Origin of the sequence: Pectobacterium carotovorum, from assembly GCF_900129615.1 — a bacterium.
Taxonomy (GTDB): domain Bacteria; phylum Pseudomonadota; class Gammaproteobacteria; order Enterobacterales; family Enterobacteriaceae; genus Pectobacterium; species Pectobacterium carotovorum.
Genome location: NZ_FQWI01000003.1, coordinates 441,656 through 457,202, shown reverse-complemented (window position 1 = coordinate 457,202; position 15,547 = coordinate 441,656). Strand labels below are relative to the sequence as shown.

The window sequence follows — 15,547 nt, the reverse complement described above, 5'->3', positions numbered from 1 at the left end:
ACACGCGCCGAATCAATCAGGTCTTGCCAATCAGCAGAGAAAGCAGCCCTGCGGCGATCAGCGGACCAACCGGAACGCCGCGAAACAGCGCCACGCCCATGACCGTCCCCACCAGCAGCCCGGCCACAACGGAGGGCTGGTTGCTCATCAGCGACACGCCGCGTCCGCCAAGCCAGGACACGACAACACCAATGAGGATCGCCAGCAGGGATTTCCAGTGCAGGAAGGAATGCATTACTTCACTGGCGGTAATTTTTCCGCTGGCAATCGGTGCCATCACGCCAATCGTCAGAATGACGATACCGATGCTCAGGCCGTATTTTTCTACCCACGGAAAATAGCTATTCAAAGGCGTGATACGTATCGCCAGCAAAACCAGAATCGCCAGCGTGACGGTCATGTTGTGGCTGATGATACCCAGCCCCGCCAGGACGAGCAGAATTAACAATGTCGGATCGAAGTAAGCCATGGATGTGAGTCTGTCGAAAGTCGTCGGGTTGCGCGTTAAGCAAACCGCGATGATAGCATTAATCGGGGTCAGGGGCAGGAGTCGAAATAAGGGGTAAGTCAGCAAATCATTCAGACAGAGACGAGAAGATAAAGGCAGCTTTTCGAGAGGAAAATAGGTAAAAGATTCAGGCCGTCAGCCTATCGCCAGCCGGCGACCTGAACGTAAACGATTGCGCAGTTAGTCTAATTTTACGCCGATACGGTGCGCAACTTCTTCATACGCTTCAATCAAGCCACCAAGGCTCTGACGGAAACGGTCTTTATCCATTTTGTTCAGCGTTTCTTTGTCCCACAAGCGGCTACCGTCTGGTGAAAATTCATCACCCAGCACGACTTCACCTTTGAACAGACCAAACTCCAGCTTGAAATCGACCAGAATCAGCCCGGCGTCGCCAAACAGTTTGCTCAGCACGTCGTTCGCCTTGTAGCTCAGCTCTTTCATGCGAGCCAGATTCTCTTCATTCACCCAGCCGAACGTCTTGCAGTAAGATTCGTTCACCATCGGGTCATGCATCTCATCGTTTTTCAGGAACAGATCGAACAACGGCGGGTTCAGCTCGATGCCTTCTTCAATACCCAGACGTTTTACCAGCGATCCCGCCGCGCGGTTGCGCACGACACACTCGACCGGCACCATCTCCAGCTTTTTCACCAGCACTTCATTGTCAGACAGCAGGCTCACCATTTGAGTTGGGATTCCAGCTTCTTCCAGTTTGCTCATGATGAAATGGTTGAATTTGTTATTCACCATCCCTTTACGGTCAAACTGTTCAATGCGTGCACCGTCTCCTGCTGATGTATCATTGCGGAACTCCAGCACCAGTAGATCGGGATCTTCGGTGGTGTAGACGGTTTTCGCCTTTCCACGATACAGCTCAGCTAGCTTTTGCATCTTTAATTACTCCACACAGTGAGGGTCAACAAGTACGACCCGATATTTAACGCTTCCCCGAACGGTTGCCGATAGCGCCCGTCAATTCGGGTAGAGATTGTTGAATGAAGAAGGGCCGGATAATCCGACCCTTGGTTTATGCGTTATTTACTGAACGCCGCCTGGAATACGGCCACCAGTGCATCATTCTGAGACTGGGTTAGCGTATGCCCTTTGGAGTCGATAAATTGCAGACTGCTGCGGTTGTCTAAATCGCCGACCTGCAATTTGTAATCACCGTTAGGCAGTTCAGGATTTTTCGCGCCCAGATCATCCCAGGTTCCGCCGCTCGGCGCACGATACGTCACGGAGACAGAACCCTGCGGACGGCTGCGATCGTTAACCTTCATGCCGATCTTGTCCAATGCGACAGGCAGACGATCCCACACAACGGTATACGGGCCGCGCACAATCAGCAGTGGCAAGCCTGTATCATCCGCCCCGCTCTGCACATCCAGCGAACCGATGGTGCGGTTTGCCAGTGCGTTTTCGCGTGCGGTTGCCTGAGAATCCAGACCATTGCTAAGCGCATTCAGCATCAGACCCGTGTAGCGCTGAGCCTGATCGCCCGTCGTCACTGGCTGACCGTTCAGCTGTAATCCCAGCAGTTTCACAACCAGTGCGACCTGATACCCCTGTTGCTGCACGGAAATCTGATAACGCCCTTGATACGGGACGTCTTCATCTTCACGCGGCCATGAAATCCAGTCGGTTGTCAGCGTTTGGCTGGCATCCTGACGGCTGGCAATGGTAAACGCTTTGTCTTGCAGCACGCGGATAACCTGAGACCAGAGCTGGCTGTTTTGCGCGCTGTTTTCTAACAACAGCGTGGCCGTATCTCCTGAGATCTGGGTGCGGGAACCATTCAACAAAGCCAATGGCTGCACAGGAGGACGAATATCCAGCTCCTTGCCGACCGCACCATTCAGGGTAACTGGCGGTATATCATAATCCCCGTTCTGCACCGGTAAAATCATCCCGGCAGGCGTATTCAGCGCGTGCAGCGCCGGTGCCTTCAGATAGGATTCATCGCCACTGACCTGACGTTTATAGCGCTGATCGCTGGAACAAGCCGCAAGCAACATCACGAGTGATATGCCAACAACTTTCGCCACCATCGACTTTTGTAATGAATAACTCATTAAATCTCCCTAACGATTACAGCAAACCCGCTTGCTTAAGTGCTTGCCCCATCACCGTGCGACCGGAATCGGTCAGCGGTGTCATCGGCAGGCGCAGCCTATCGGTCGCCATGAGTCCCAATTCCTTACAGGCCCACTTCACCGGAATAGGATTGGGTTCAACAAATAATTTCTGATGCAGTGGCATCAGGCGCTGATTTAAACGGCGCGCTTCGACAAAATTGCCCTGCGCCGCCAGCTTGCAAAGTTCCGCCATTTCACGCGCAGCAATGTTCGCCGTTACGGAAATCACACCTTTACCGCCGAGTTGCATAAAGTCCAGACCGCTGGCGTCATCGCCGCTCAGCAAAATGAAGTCTTCACTAACCAGCTCTTGGATCTGGCTTACCCGACTTAAGTTCCCCGTCGCTTCTTTAATTGCGACAATATTTTTCACTTCGGACAAACGGGCAACGGTTTCCGGCAGCATGTCACAGCCGGTGCGGGAAGGTACGTTATACAGGATTTGCGGCAGATCGGTATGCTCGGCAATCGCTTTGAAGTGCTGGTACAGGCCTTCCTGCGTCGGTTTATTATAGTACGGTGTGACCGTCAGGCAGCCAACAACGCCTGTGCCATGAAAGCGTTTGGTCAGTGAAACGCCTTCAGCGGTAGCATTCGCACCGGTTCCAGCGATGACAGGAATACGTCCGTCGCTCAGTTCCAGCGTCAGCAGCACGACATCGCCATGCTCGTCGTGGCTCAGCGTGGCGGATTCCCCCGTTGTGCCGACAGAGACAATCGCCGATGTACCGCTAGCGACATGATAATCAATCAGTTTTTTCAAGCTCGCCCGATCGACGGCGCCTTTGGCGTCCATCGGCGTAACTAGCGCAACAATACTTCCCGTAAACATTGGCCATCCCCTCCACAAACAAGTGCTTCATGGTACTTTTGACTTCTATGCAAAAGCAAGCGGACAAGGGCGTTGTAGGTGCCTGACGCAGGTTTTTTTATGACGCAGTAAACGAAATTAAAAATGCTTCTGACGTTTTGGGGAAATAGGCTGGCAAGGATAGCTAAAATTGCTCCAGGTTTTTACGGCGGCTATCCCTGCCCGCCACCCTTCGGGCCGCCGCAAGCGGCGTTAAAAATTGCTCCAGGTTTTTTACGGCGGGCTATCCCTGCCCGCCGCCCTTCGGGCCGCCGCAAGCGGCGTTAAAAATTGCTCCAGGCAATTTTTTATGTTTACCATGTGATTAATGGGAAAAAAGACAGGAAGCATGATGTTGCCAAGCTCACAAGAACACTATCTGGTTATTACCGCGCTGGGAGTTGATCGTCCCGGTATTGTCAATGCGATTACCCGCCACGTCAGTAGCTGTGGCTGTAACATCGAAGATAGCCGTCTTGCCATGCTGGGCAAAGAGTTCACCTTCATTATGCTGCTGTCCGGCAGTTGGAACGCGATAACGCTGATTGAATCGACCCTGCCGCTGAAAGGCGCAGAGATGGATTTGCTGATCGTGATGAAACGAACGGAGTCACAGGCCAGCCAGCCAACGCCCTCAACCGTCTGGGTGAAGGTTGACGTTGCCGACTCCCCTCACATCATTGAGCGTTTTACCGATTTGTTCGATTCTCACCAGTTAAACATTGCTGAGCTGGTGTCAAAAACCCAGCCCGCCGAGGGTGACAAGCCGCCGCAGCTGTATATTCAGATTGCCGCACACAGCTCTGCCACGCTTGATAGCTTAATTATTGAGCCAGCCTTTCATCAGCTATGTACAGAATTGCACGCACAAGGCAGTATTAGCGTCGTTAACTATGCCCAATAGTATAAATTATGGGTATATCCACAGCATGAAGAGAAACAAGACGGAGAGTCGTGATGAACACACTGAAAGCCGGTGATATTGCACCGAAATTTAGCTTGCCCGACCAAGATGGCGAACAAGTAAATTTAACCGACTTCCAGGGACAGAAAGTGTTGGTGTATTTCTACCCTAAAGCGATGACGCCAGGATGCACCGTTCAGGCCTGCGGCCTGCGCGATAACATGGACGATTTGAAAAAACATGGCGTTGAAGTTCTCGGTATTAGCACGGACAAATCAGAAAAACTGTCCCGCTTCGTCGAGAAAGAAGTCTTAAATTTCACGCTGCTTTCTGATGAGGATCATCAGGTTTCAGAAGGATTTGGCGTTTGGGGAGAAAAAACCTTCATGGGGAAAACCTATGACGGTATTCATCGCATCAGTTTCCTGATCGACGAAAACGGCAAGGTGGAGAAGGTGTTTGACGACTTCAAAACCAGCAACCACCACGACATCGTTCTTGATTATCTGAAAAGCGCCTGATTCACCGCTTTCAGATTTTCCACCGGCACCGTCATACGTGCCGGTTTTTCCCTATCATTCTCTCTCTTCACCACGTTTTTCCCGCTCGGGCATTTCTTTGTCTGCCATCGCTGGCTAAGATAGTCAGCAGAATGTTTTCACGTTAGCTGTTGATAAGGTTATCTTCCGTTATGTCTATTCGGTTAAGAAAAACGGTCATGTCCGTCCTGTTTGGGACATTACTGGCTGGCAACCTGCTTCCTGCTCAGGCCGACACGCAGGATCGGCTGCCGGATATCGGCACCACCGCAGGCGGTACGCTCAGTATCAATCAGGAACTGGCGATGGGCGATTTTTACGTCCGCCAGCTGCGAGCCGGTGCGCCGCTTATCAACGATCCGCTACTGTCCAATTACATTAGCCAGCTCGGCAACAGATTGGTCAAACAGGCTGATTCAGTGCGTACGCCGTTCCATTTTTACCTGATCCGTAATGATGACATCAACGCCTTCGCCTTCTTCGGCGGCAACGTGGTGCTGCATTCCGCGCTTTTCCGCTATGCCGATAGCGAAAGCGAGCTGGCCTCGGTGATGGCGCATGAAATCTCTCACGTTACCCAGCGTCATCTGGCACGTAGCATGGAATCACAGCAGCGTAGCGCCCCGCTTACCTGGGTCGGCGCGCTCGGTTCTATTCTGCTGGCGATGGCCAACCCGCAGTTGGGGATGGCGGCGCTCAGCGGCACGCTGGCGGGTGCGCAGCAGGGCATGATTACGTTCACACAGTCGAATGAACAAGAAGCGGACCGCATCGGTATTCAGGTGTTGCAGCGCGCGGGCTTTGATCCACAGGCCATGCCGAATTTCCTGCAAAAGCTGGCCGATCAATCACGCTATGCGTCCAGACCGCCGGAAATGTTGCTGACTCACCCCTTGCCGGAAAGCCGCCTGTCCGATGCACGCAACCGCGCCAACCAGATGCGCTCAACGCCGGTACAGTCCTCTCAGGATTTCCTGTTCGCCAAAATACGCACCTTTGGTATGTATGGCTCACCGGAGCGTCCGCTGAGCGACGATCTGCTGGTGCAATGGGAAAAGGGTAACGTGCGAGAGCAGTTAGCCGCAAAGTATGGCCGCGCGATTCAGCTTTATCAGGCGAAGAAGTACGATGAAGCACGTAATGTGCTGCAACCGCTGCTAAGCAGCGCGCCTGAAAACCCGTGGTTTCTGGATATGATGACGGATATCGATCTGGGACAAAGCCGCGCGACGCAGGCTATCGCCCGCTTACAAAACGTGCCTGGAATGCAGGCGAATCCGGTACTTCAGCTCAATCTGGCGAATGCTTATGTGGAAGGGAAACAGCCCGCTGCCGCCAGCAAAATACTGTATCGTTACACCTACGCGCACCCTGACGATTCGAACGGCTGGGATCTGCTGGCACAAGCCGCTGCTGCACAAGGACAGCGGGCAGAAGAACTGGCCGCACGAGCGGAAAGTCTGGCACTCAGTGGTCAGCTCGATCAATCTATTCGGTTACTGAGCAACGCGAGTTCACTGGTCAAATTGGGGAGTCTGGAACAGGCGCGTTACGACGCCCGCATCGACCAGCTCCGCCAGTTGCAGCAGCGCTTCCGCCAGTACCAAAAATCCTGATAAGGAGCATGACGATGACACCGTCTCCAACCAAAACATCCGTGACGATTTACCACAACCCGCGCTGCTCCAAGAGCCGTGAAACGCTGGCGCTGTTGCAAGAACACAATATTACGCCTGACGTCGTGCTCTATCTCGACACGCCGCCCGATGCCGCGACGTTGGCTCAGCTTATCAAGCAGTTGGGCTTTACTAGCGCACGCGAATTGATGAGAACCAAAGAAGAAATTTATCAGCAGTTGGGGCTGTCAGATGCCGCACTAACGGACGCGCAGCTGATTCAGGCGATGATCGATAATCCGAAGCTCATCGAGCGCCCCATCGTCGTGGCACAAGGTCAGGCACGTATCGGCCGTCCGCCAGAGCAGGTGCTGGAAATACTGTAGTTGTAAAAGATAACTGTAAACGATAACCGGAAGCGATCCTCAACGACGATCGTTAATTACAGTCCGAGGATCTCTTTCACAAAAGGAATGGTCAGCTTGCGCTGGGCGGTGATAGAAGCGTGGTCAAGCTGATCGAGTGTCATAAATAACGTGCGCATTTCCCGATCCAGACGCTTAAGCAGAAAACGGCTGACGTCTTCCGGCAATTCGAACCCACGCAGTCTGGCACGCAGCTGTAGCGCTTCCCCTTTTTCGTCATCCGACAGCGGCTGTAGCTTGTAGATTTGTCCCCAATCGAGACGAGAAGCCAGATCGGGCAGACGTAAATTCAGCTGACGCGGCGGACGATCGCCGGTAATCAACAACCGGGCACGCCCTGTTTCCTGAATGCGGTTATACAGATTAAACACCGCCATTTCCCACTCTTCATCGCCCGCGATAGATTCGATGTTATCGATGCACACCAGCGCCAGTTGCTCCATCCCTTCCAGCACATCCGGTACAAAGTAGGCACGTTTATCCAGCGGCACATAGCCCACCGCACGTTCCTGACGCGACAATTCGGCGCAGGCAGCATGCAGCAGATGGCTGCGCCCGCCCCCTTCGCGTGACCAGAAATAGATATAGCTACCATGCTCTTGATACAAAGCATTATTGACGGCGGCAAGAAGAGACGCGTTTTCACCCGGATAGAAACTGGCAAATGTTTCGTCATCGGGTAAGTAGAGTGGCAATGAAAGCTGTGCCGGCGTGTTCAGAATCACCTCAAGCAAAACGGGCAGGAAACGGATCGAGTTTATCACAGAAACCGAGCCCTGTTGAGGACGCGATATGCACGGCCTCAACAGGGGGAACGATGCGGCTATGAACGCACGTCGTTCTCTTCTGGCGCATCGAGGATCTCTTCCTCTTTGCGGAACAGGCTGATGACCTTAAACACCAGACTCATGCCGATACCGACAACTGTCGCCAGCGCCATGCCTTTCAGTTCGGTCGAGCCCAGATGCACTTTCGCGCCACTGACGCCGATGATCAGAATCACGGAAGTCAGGATCAGGTTTTGTGCTTTGTTGTAATCTACTTTGGATTCAATCAGCACGCGAATACCGGACGCACCAATTACGCCGTACAGCAGCAGCGACACGCCGCCCATAACCGGAACCGGTACAGCCTGAATCGCCGCGGCCAGTTTGCCCACGCAGGAGAGCAGGATCGCAAGGATCGCCGCACCGCCGATTACCCAGGTGCTGTACACTTTGGTAATGGCCAGCACGCCGATATTTTCGCCGTAGGTCGTGTTCGGCGTAGAGCCGAAAAAGCCAGACAGCACGGTAGAAATCCCGTTGGCGAACATGGAGCGGTGCAGCCCCGGCTCACGCATCAGGTCTTTCTTCACGATATTCGCCGTTACCACCAGATGGCCGACGTGTTCCGCAATCACCACTAGCGCCGCGGGCAGAATCGCCAGAATGGCAAACCACTCAAAGCGTGGCGTATAGAATGTTGGCATCGCAAACCAGTGCGCTTCACGAATCGGGGTCAAATCGACCACACCCAGCGCGAACGACAGTGCATAGCCAGCGAGTACCCCGATCAGAATCGGGATAATCGCCAGAAAGCCGCGAAACAGCACCGAACCCAGAATGGTGATCGCCAGCGTCGCCAGTGAAATCGTCACGGCGGTAGAATCGACAGACGTGCCATCGGCAGGCAGTAGCCCAGCCATTCCTGCCGCGACACCCGCCAGTTCAAGGCCGATAACGGCGACAATCGCCCCCATCGCCGCAGGTGGGAATAGCACATTCAGCCAGCCGGTGCCCGCTTTCTTAACAATCAGCGCCACCAGACAGAACAACACGCCGCACATAATAAAACCACCCAGTGCGACTTCATACCCCAGCGGTAACAGCAGTAAAACTGGGGAAATAAACGCGAAGCTCGATCCTAAATACGCCGGGATTTTGCCCTTACAAATGAATAAATAAAGCAGCGTCCCCACACCGTTGAATAACAGTACGGTAGCTGGATTGATCTTGAACAGAATGGGTACCAGAACGGTAGCGCCAAACATCGCAAACAGATGCTGGAAACTCAACGGGATGGTTTGTAACAAGGGTGGTCGTTCACTTACCCCGATGGCGCGACGAGTCATCTTCAATATCCTCTGTAGTGTTGTTATCTAGTGTTGCTATTTATGTGTGCAGGTATACCCGCACCTCTTATGGCAGCCAGACTTATCCCGCTCCACCGTAGTAAAGCAGGAAAAGGTTGGCTACTGATGTAATAAAGCACCGCGTGTGACGAAGCACAGGCTCTGGCGCACCATAGGAAATACTTAGGTTTGCGCCAAAAAAAAGCCGACTATCAAGTCGGCTTACCTGTTATTTCGTACCAAATATTTTATCGCCCGCATCACCGAGGCCCGGCATGATGTAACCCTGCTCGTTGAGGCCTTTATCGATGGATGCCGTGTAAAGCTCGACATCGGGGTGGGCTTTTTCCAGTGCGGCAATCCCTTCTGGGGCCGCGACCAACACCAGCACCTTAATGCTGTGACAACCCGCTTTTTTCAGCAGATCGATCGTCGCGATCATTGAGCCACCGGTTGCCAGCATGGGGTCAACAACCAGCGCCATGCGCTCTTCGATATTGGAAACCAGCTTCTGGAAATAAGGAACAGGCTCCAGCGTCTCTTCATCACGGTAGATGCCGACAACGCTGATACGCGCGCTAGGCACATTTTCCAGCACGCCATCCATCATCCCCAATCCTGCACGCAGAATCGGTACGACGGTAATTTTCTTGCCTTTGATCTGATCGACTTCAACCGGACCGCACCAGCCATCAATGGTGACTTTTTCGGTTGCCAGGTCAGCCGTCGCTTCGTAAGTCAGCAAACTTCCCACTTCGGAAGCCAGCTCACGAAAACGCTTCGTACTAATATCGTTCTCACGCATCAAACCCAGTTTGTGTTTGACGAGTGGGTGTTTCACCTCGACGATCTTCATCATTATCTCCCCATCGGCTAGTGGACGGACAAAAACGCCAAACGCGTTTTTAAACACCGCTTGCGGCGGCCCGCAGGGCGGCGGGCATGAGAGCCCGTCGTAAAAAAAATCGCGGGATTATACCGCCTTTTTTACTTAGCGCCATATGATTAAGCCTGATCCAGATCAACCGAGGAGAGAAATTGTCGCCATTGACGAAAAATAGCCAGCCGATGACTCATCACTCGCAAACGATTGCCTACACTGTTAGAATTAGCGCGCATTATTTTTACCACAGTATGTTTTCTAAATACCGTGTTTTCTGAATACGACCCGTAACCTTCGTGGGGACTCAGCAGTGACCGACAAAACCTCTCTCAGCTATAAAGACGCAGGCGTGGATATCGATGCGGGTAATGCATTGGTAGACCGTATCAAAGGTGTAGTGAAACAGACCCGTCGCCCGGAAGTTATGGGTGGATTGGGTGGTTTCGGTGCCTTGTGCGCCTTACCGCAAAAATACCGCGAACCGATTCTGGTTTCCGGCACTGACGGAGTCGGCACCAAACTGCGCCTGGCGATGGACCTGAAACGCCACGATACCATTGGTATCGATCTGGTTGCGATGTGCGTGAACGATCTGGTCGTTCAGGGCGCTGAGCCGCTGTTCTTCCTCGACTACTACGCCACGGGCAAGCTGGATGTCGACACCGCTGCCAGCGTAATTACCGGTATCGCGGAAGGCTGTAAGCAATCAGGCTGTGCGCTGGTCGGTGGCGAAACCGCCGAAATGCCGGGTATGTATCACGGCGAAGACTACGACGTTGCTGGCTTCTGCGTCGGTGTGGTAGAAAAATCAGAAATTATTGACGGCAGCAAAGTTCAGAACGGCGATGTTCTGGTTGCCCTCGCTTCTAGCGGCCCACACTCAAACGGCTATTCGCTGGTGCGCAAAGTGCTTGAAGTCAGCAAGACCGATCCAGAGCAGTTCGAGCTGGAAGGCAAATCGCTGGCCGACCACCTGCTGGCCCCGACCAAAATCTACGTGAAGTCCATACTTTCCCTGATTGAGAAAGTCGATGTCCACGCGATTTCTCACCTGACCGGCGGCGGCTTCTGGGAAAATATCCCACGCGTGCTGCCAGAAGGCATGCAGGCGACAATCGACGAATCCAGCTGGCAATGGCCTGCTGTGTTCAACTGGCTGCAACAGGCCGGTAATGTCAGCCGCCACGAAATGTATCGTACTTTCAACTGCGGTGTTGGTATGATCATCGCACTGCCAGCCGAACAGGCAGACGAGGCCGTTGCATTACTCAACAGCAGCGGCGAAAACGCATGGAAAATCGGCGTCATTACTCAAACCGATGCCGGAGACGCAGTGGTTATTAACTGATGAAAAACATCGTTGTGCTGATTTCAGGTCATGGAAGCAACTTACAGGCGTTAATTGACGCCTGTAAGAACGGACGCCTTAAGGGAAAGATCGCCGCCGTATTCAGTAATAATGCGGAGGCTTACGGGCTAGAACGCGCACAGGATGCGGATATTCCTACGTGCGTCCTGAACCCTGAGGACTTTGCCGACCGTGCTGCATTTGATGCCGCACTGGCAAACGAAATTGAGCAATATGAACCGGCGCTGGTGATCTTAGCTGGCTACATGCGGATTCTTAGCCCGGAATTTGTTGCCCAGTTTGCCGGCAAAATGCTGAACATTCACCCTTCTCTGCTGCCCAAATATCCCGGCCTACACACGCACCGCAAGGCGCTGGAAAATGGCGATCGGGAACATGGGACGTCCGTCCATTTCGTCACCGATGAGCTGGATGGCGGCCCACTGATTCTGCAAGCGAAGGTGCCTGTATTTAGTGACGACACGGAAGAAAGCCTGAGCGAGCGCGTGAAGACGCACGAGCACACGATTTATCCGATGGTCATCAACTGGTTCCTGAACGGCAGACTGGTGATGCGTGATAATGAAGCCTGGCTGGACAGCGTTCGCATCCCGCCACAGGGCTATGCTGCCGAGTAGTGAGTTCGTCGTATCTATCTATCAACTCGTCATAGTAGTAAGGCTCCCCTGCGGAGCCTTACTCTTTATTACGTCTTCCTTTTCACACCCATTCATTACTCATCAACTTTTCCCCTCCCTTCCTACGCTTTAAATATTTACTAATCTTTACGAAATAATCTCTAAGACTCAGATAAGAAAGAATATTTTTATCAACCGACATTACACGCACTCTTCATCGGTTGAAAACGGAAATGACAATGATTATCTTTCCCCATCTTAATTTTTGTGAACTCCATCATGCGTACCGTCTTACTGCTTTGCCTGCTTTTTCTCAGCCCGCTCTTGCAGGCAAAAACCGTCACCGACCTTTTAGGCCGACAGGTGGAGATCCCAGACAGTCCCCAGCGCATCATTCTGGGCGAGAGCCGCATGCTGTATACGCTGGCGTTGCTCCAGCCTGATAATCCGGCAAAGCATGTCGTCGGTTGGCCGGCAGATATGGCACGCTACGATGCACAGAGCTGGTCGCGTTATACCGAGAAATTCCCACAGCTGAACCAGATCCCACAGTTAGGTAACGGCAGTCTGCAAGCGATGAATGCAGAAATGCTGCTGCCGTTAAAACCCGATCTGGTCATTCTTCCACGACTGGCAAAAAGCGCGACCAATGAAGATCTCCTGCAACAAACGCTGACCCGTGCAGGGATCCCTTTTATTTATGTCGATCTGCGTATCGACCTGCTTAACAACACGTTGCCCAGCATTCGTCTGCTCGGTGAGGTGCTGAATCAACCCCAGCGCGCGACCGCTTTCAGCGATTTCTATCAGCAACATATGGATGTGATTCGCCAACGCATCGCGCAATACCACGGCAAGAAACCGACGGTTATGTTGCATTTGCATCTGGGCAGACGTGACACCTGCTGTACTACAGCAGTCGGCGGCAGCCTTGGCGATCTGCTGACTTTCGCTGGCGGCGAGAATATTGCTAGCGGCACCATTAACAGCGTCTACGGAGAACTGAGCCCGGAGCGCGTGCTGGCCGCCAATCCCGATGTTTACATCGCCACCGGTATGGCCGGGCCTGATGGCAAACGCTTCTCCAGTCTGATGCTCGGGCCGCTGGTTAGCGCTGCACAGGCGAAAGAGAGCTTCGACACACTCATTCATCAGGAACCTATTTTGTCTCACCTGCGAGCCGTACAAACCGGTCGTGCCTGGAGCATGTGGCACAACTTCTATCTCAGCCCGTACCACGTCGTGATGGTTGAGATGTTTGCCAAGGCGCTTTATCCAGAGCGATTTGCCGATATCGATCCACAACAAACACTACAACAGCTCTATCAGCAGTTTTTACCGATTGAATTTTCAGGGATTTATTGGAGTCAGATTTCGCATGAATAAGTTTGCTATAGAAAAAACCACGCTCCGTCACGGCTGGCCGCTGCTGGCGCTACTGCCGTTTAGCATTCAGGCTGCCATTGTTGATAACAAAACTGTTGATGGCAAAGAAGACACCATGGTGGTGAGTGCCACCACGGGTGCTCAGGCAGGAAAAGAGACTGGCTATCAGCCGCATAAAACCGTGACCGGCACCCGCACTGAAAGCCGTCTGCTGGATGTCCCACAGGCAGTTAACGTTGTCCCCACGCAGGTGCTTGAAGATCGTGCGGTACGCAACATTGATGAAGCGTTGTATAACGTCAGCGGTATCACCCAATCTAATACGCTAGGCGGCACACAGGATGCCATCATCAAACGCGGCTTCGGCGATAACCGCGACGGTTCAATCTTTCGTGACGGCGTGCGTTCTATACAGGCGCGCAATTTTACCCCTAGCAGCGACCGCGTCGAAGTACTGAAAGGCCCAGCCTCTATGCTCTACGGTATGGGTGAACCCGGCGGCGTCATCAATATCATCAGCAAGAAGCCCGAACTGGTACAGAAAACGCACATTGAAGGCTGGGGAAGCAGCTTCAAAGGCGGCGGCGGGCAGTTAGATGTCACCGGTCCGTTAGGGACATCCGGTCTGGCTTATCGCATGGTGGTCGATCACGATGAAACCGACTACTGGCGCAACTTCGGGCGTAACCGCCAGACGACAATTGCGCCGTCATTAATGTGGTACGGCGAAGACACCACCGTGCGCGTCTCCTACGAACATATGGAATATCTGACGCCTTTCGATCGCGGTACGATTATCGATCCGAAAACGGGCAAACCGGTGAATACGCCGCGCGACCGCCGCTTTGATGAAAGCTACAATGCGACACGCGGCGATCAGGACAGCGTCACCATGCAGGTTGATCGCAACCTGAATGACCGCTGGAAAAGCAGCCTGACCTATTCGTATAACCGCAACCGCTACAGCGACAATCAGGCGCGGGCGACGAAATATAATGCCAACACAGGAATCCTGACGCGTCAGCCAGACGCTACTGGCTATGCACATAGTCAGGCTCAAATTGTCCAGCTCACACTGAACGGTGATGTTGACTGGGGCCACATTAATCACCAACTGTTGTTTGGATTTGATTATGAAGCGGATAGAACCTTCCGTGGCGATATGATTCGCGGTACAGCGACTTCAGGGTTCAACATTTACAACCCGGTATATGGTCAACTGCCTGCCTCTACCGCCGTCAATGCCAAAGACAGCGATCAACGAGAGAATATCGACAGTAAAGCCGTCTTTATGCAGGATGCCATTCGCCTTAACGATCGCTGGCAATTACTGGGCGGTCTGCGTTATGACACGTTTGATGTCATGGCAGGTAAAGGGCGTCCGTTCATCACCAACACGGACAGCTCATACCACCGCGTCGTGCCGCGTGCGGGCATTATCTACAGCCTGACATCTTACTCATCACTCTATGCCAGCTACAGCGGATCATTTAAGCCCAACAGTAATATTGCCAATAATATCGGCGCCCTTCCGCCGGAAATTGGTAAGTCTTACGAAATCGGAGCCAAGCTCGATCTACCCAATCGTATGACTGGTAACGTGGCCTTGTTCGACATTGAGAAGCAAAACGTGATGGTTAAGGTCGATGACAATCTTTACCGCACTGCGGGCAAAGTGCGTTCACAAGGTGTGGAACTGGATTTAGCAGGCAGCCTCACGGATTCACTAAGCCTAATCGGTTCTTATGCCTATACCGATGCTCGCGTCACAGCCGATCCTGAAAACACCGGTAAGCGTATGCCTAACGCCGCACGTCATACTGCTTCGCTGTTCCTGACGCAGGACTTTGGCAACATTGGGCTGGCCGCCGGTGACGATCTCCGCGCCGGAGCAGGTGCACGCTACGTCAGCCGTCGCGCGGGCGATGCAGCAAATACCTTTTATCTCGATGACTACACCGTTGCCGATGCGTTTGTCGCCTATAGCCTGCCGCTCAACGGCTACAAGGTGAAATGGCAGCTCAACGTGAAAAACCTGTTCGATCAAACCTATTATCCATCCAGCGGTAACAACCTGCGTGTCGCCATCGGCGAGCCGCGTCAGGTGGTGCTGCGCGCCAGCGTCGATTTCTAATGCGTTTTAGCCCCCGTGTCTCACTGATACGGGGCATTTTGCTACTTGCCATTCCACATTGGGAG

General features: G+C 53.1%; 15 protein-coding genes. 8 read left to right on the top strand and 7 right to left on the bottom strand.

Annotated features, from left to right (window positions below):
- Window positions 1-16 precede the first annotated feature (16 nt).
- From BUB06_RS09075 to dapA, 4 genes are all read right to left on the bottom strand, one after another.
- Window positions 17-469 carry a DUF441 domain-containing protein gene (locus BUB06_RS09075; protein ID WP_039362141.1) on the bottom strand — a complete coding sequence of 151 codons (453 nt, stop codon included), beginning with the start codon at window positions 467-469 and terminating at the stop codon, window positions 17-19.
- A gap of 219 nt (window positions 470-688) precedes the next feature.
- Window positions 689-1,402: a phosphoribosylaminoimidazolesuccinocarboxamide synthase gene (gene purC / locus BUB06_RS09070; protein WP_010301568.1), complete on the bottom strand. Its 714-nt coding sequence runs from the start codon at window positions 1,400-1,402 to the stop codon at window positions 689-691.
- Between the two features lie 143 nt (window positions 1,403-1,545).
- Window positions 1,546-2,583, bottom strand: coding sequence for an outer membrane protein assembly factor BamC (bamC, locus tag BUB06_RS09065; RefSeq protein WP_010301565.1), 1,038 nt, complete (start codon window positions 2,581-2,583; stop codon window positions 1,546-1,548).
- Between the two features lie 16 nt (window positions 2,584-2,599).
- The gene (gene dapA / locus BUB06_RS09060; protein WP_039472469.1) at window positions 2,600-3,478 is read right to left on the bottom strand and encodes a 4-hydroxy-tetrahydrodipicolinate synthase; all 879 of its coding nucleotides are present in this window, start codon (window positions 3,476-3,478) and stop codon (window positions 2,600-2,602) included.
- 370 nt (window positions 3,479-3,848) lie between these two features.
- Here dapA and BUB06_RS09055 point away from each other — a divergent pair, with 370 nt between their 5' ends.
- The 4 genes from BUB06_RS09055 (at window position 3,849) to arsC (ending at window position 6,941) form a co-directional block, all read left to right on the top strand.
- Window positions 3,849-4,400: a glycine cleavage system transcriptional repressor gene (locus BUB06_RS09055; RefSeq protein ID WP_039472468.1), complete on the top strand. Its 552-nt coding sequence runs from the start codon at window positions 3,849-3,851 to the stop codon at window positions 4,398-4,400.
- Window positions 4,401-4,453: 53 nt separating this feature from the next.
- Window positions 4,454-4,921, top strand: a complete 468-nt coding sequence (gene bcp, locus BUB06_RS09050; protein WP_039356343.1) for a thioredoxin-dependent thiol peroxidase — start codon at window positions 4,454-4,456, stop codon at window positions 4,919-4,921.
- 170 nt (window positions 4,922-5,091) lie between these two features.
- The gene (gene bepA / locus BUB06_RS09045; protein WP_039472465.1) at window positions 5,092-6,555 is read left to right on the top strand and encodes a beta-barrel assembly-enhancing protease; all 1,464 of its coding nucleotides are present in this window, start codon (window positions 5,092-5,094) and stop codon (window positions 6,553-6,555) included.
- A 14-nt stretch (window positions 6,556-6,569) separates the two neighbouring features.
- Window positions 6,570-6,941: an arsenate reductase (glutaredoxin) gene (gene arsC, locus BUB06_RS09040; protein WP_039472463.1), complete on the top strand. Its 372-nt coding sequence runs from the start codon at window positions 6,570-6,572 to the stop codon at window positions 6,939-6,941.
- Between the two features lie 56 nt (window positions 6,942-6,997).
- On the opposite strand, the gene hda is transcribed toward arsC, so the two are convergent.
- From hda to upp, 3 genes are all read right to left on the bottom strand, one after another.
- Window positions 6,998-7,705, bottom strand: a complete 708-nt coding sequence (gene hda / locus BUB06_RS09035; protein ID WP_005976214.1) for a DnaA inactivator Hda — start codon at window positions 7,703-7,705, stop codon at window positions 6,998-7,000.
- Window positions 7,706-7,803: 98 nt separating this feature from the next.
- Window positions 7,804-9,093 (bottom strand): uracil permease, encoded by a 1,290-nt coding sequence (uraA, locus tag BUB06_RS09030; RefSeq protein ID WP_010301543.1) that lies wholly within the window; start codon window positions 9,091-9,093, stop codon window positions 7,804-7,806.
- A 229-nt stretch (window positions 9,094-9,322) separates the two neighbouring features.
- On the bottom strand, window positions 9,323-9,949 hold the full coding sequence (gene upp, locus BUB06_RS09025) for a uracil phosphoribosyltransferase (protein WP_010307474.1): 627 nt from the start codon (window positions 9,947-9,949) through the stop codon (window positions 9,323-9,325).
- A 337-nt stretch (window positions 9,950-10,286) separates the two neighbouring features.
- On the opposite strand from upp, the gene purM reads away from it, so the two are divergent.
- From purM to BUB06_RS09005, 4 genes are all read left to right on the top strand, one after another.
- Window positions 10,287-11,324, top strand: a complete 1,038-nt coding sequence (purM, locus tag BUB06_RS09020; protein ID WP_010286490.1) for a phosphoribosylformylglycinamidine cyclo-ligase — start codon at window positions 10,287-10,289, stop codon at window positions 11,322-11,324.
- Window positions 11,324-11,962 (top strand): phosphoribosylglycinamide formyltransferase, encoded by a 639-nt coding sequence (gene purN, locus BUB06_RS09015; RefSeq protein WP_010307471.1) that lies wholly within the window; start codon window positions 11,324-11,326, stop codon window positions 11,960-11,962. The genes purM and purN overlap by 1 nt, the downstream gene beginning before the upstream one ends.
- 279 nt (window positions 11,963-12,241) lie before the next feature.
- On the top strand, window positions 12,242-13,348 hold the full coding sequence (locus BUB06_RS09010) for an ABC transporter substrate-binding protein (RefSeq protein ID WP_039472639.1): 1,107 nt from the start codon (window positions 12,242-12,244) through the stop codon (window positions 13,346-13,348).
- On the top strand, window positions 13,341-15,482 hold the full coding sequence (locus BUB06_RS09005) for a TonB-dependent siderophore receptor (RefSeq protein WP_138255852.1): 2,142 nt from the start codon (window positions 13,341-13,343) through the stop codon (window positions 15,480-15,482). The genes BUB06_RS09010 and BUB06_RS09005 overlap by 8 nt, the downstream gene beginning before the upstream one ends.
- Window positions 15,483-15,547: the final 65 nt, after the last annotated feature.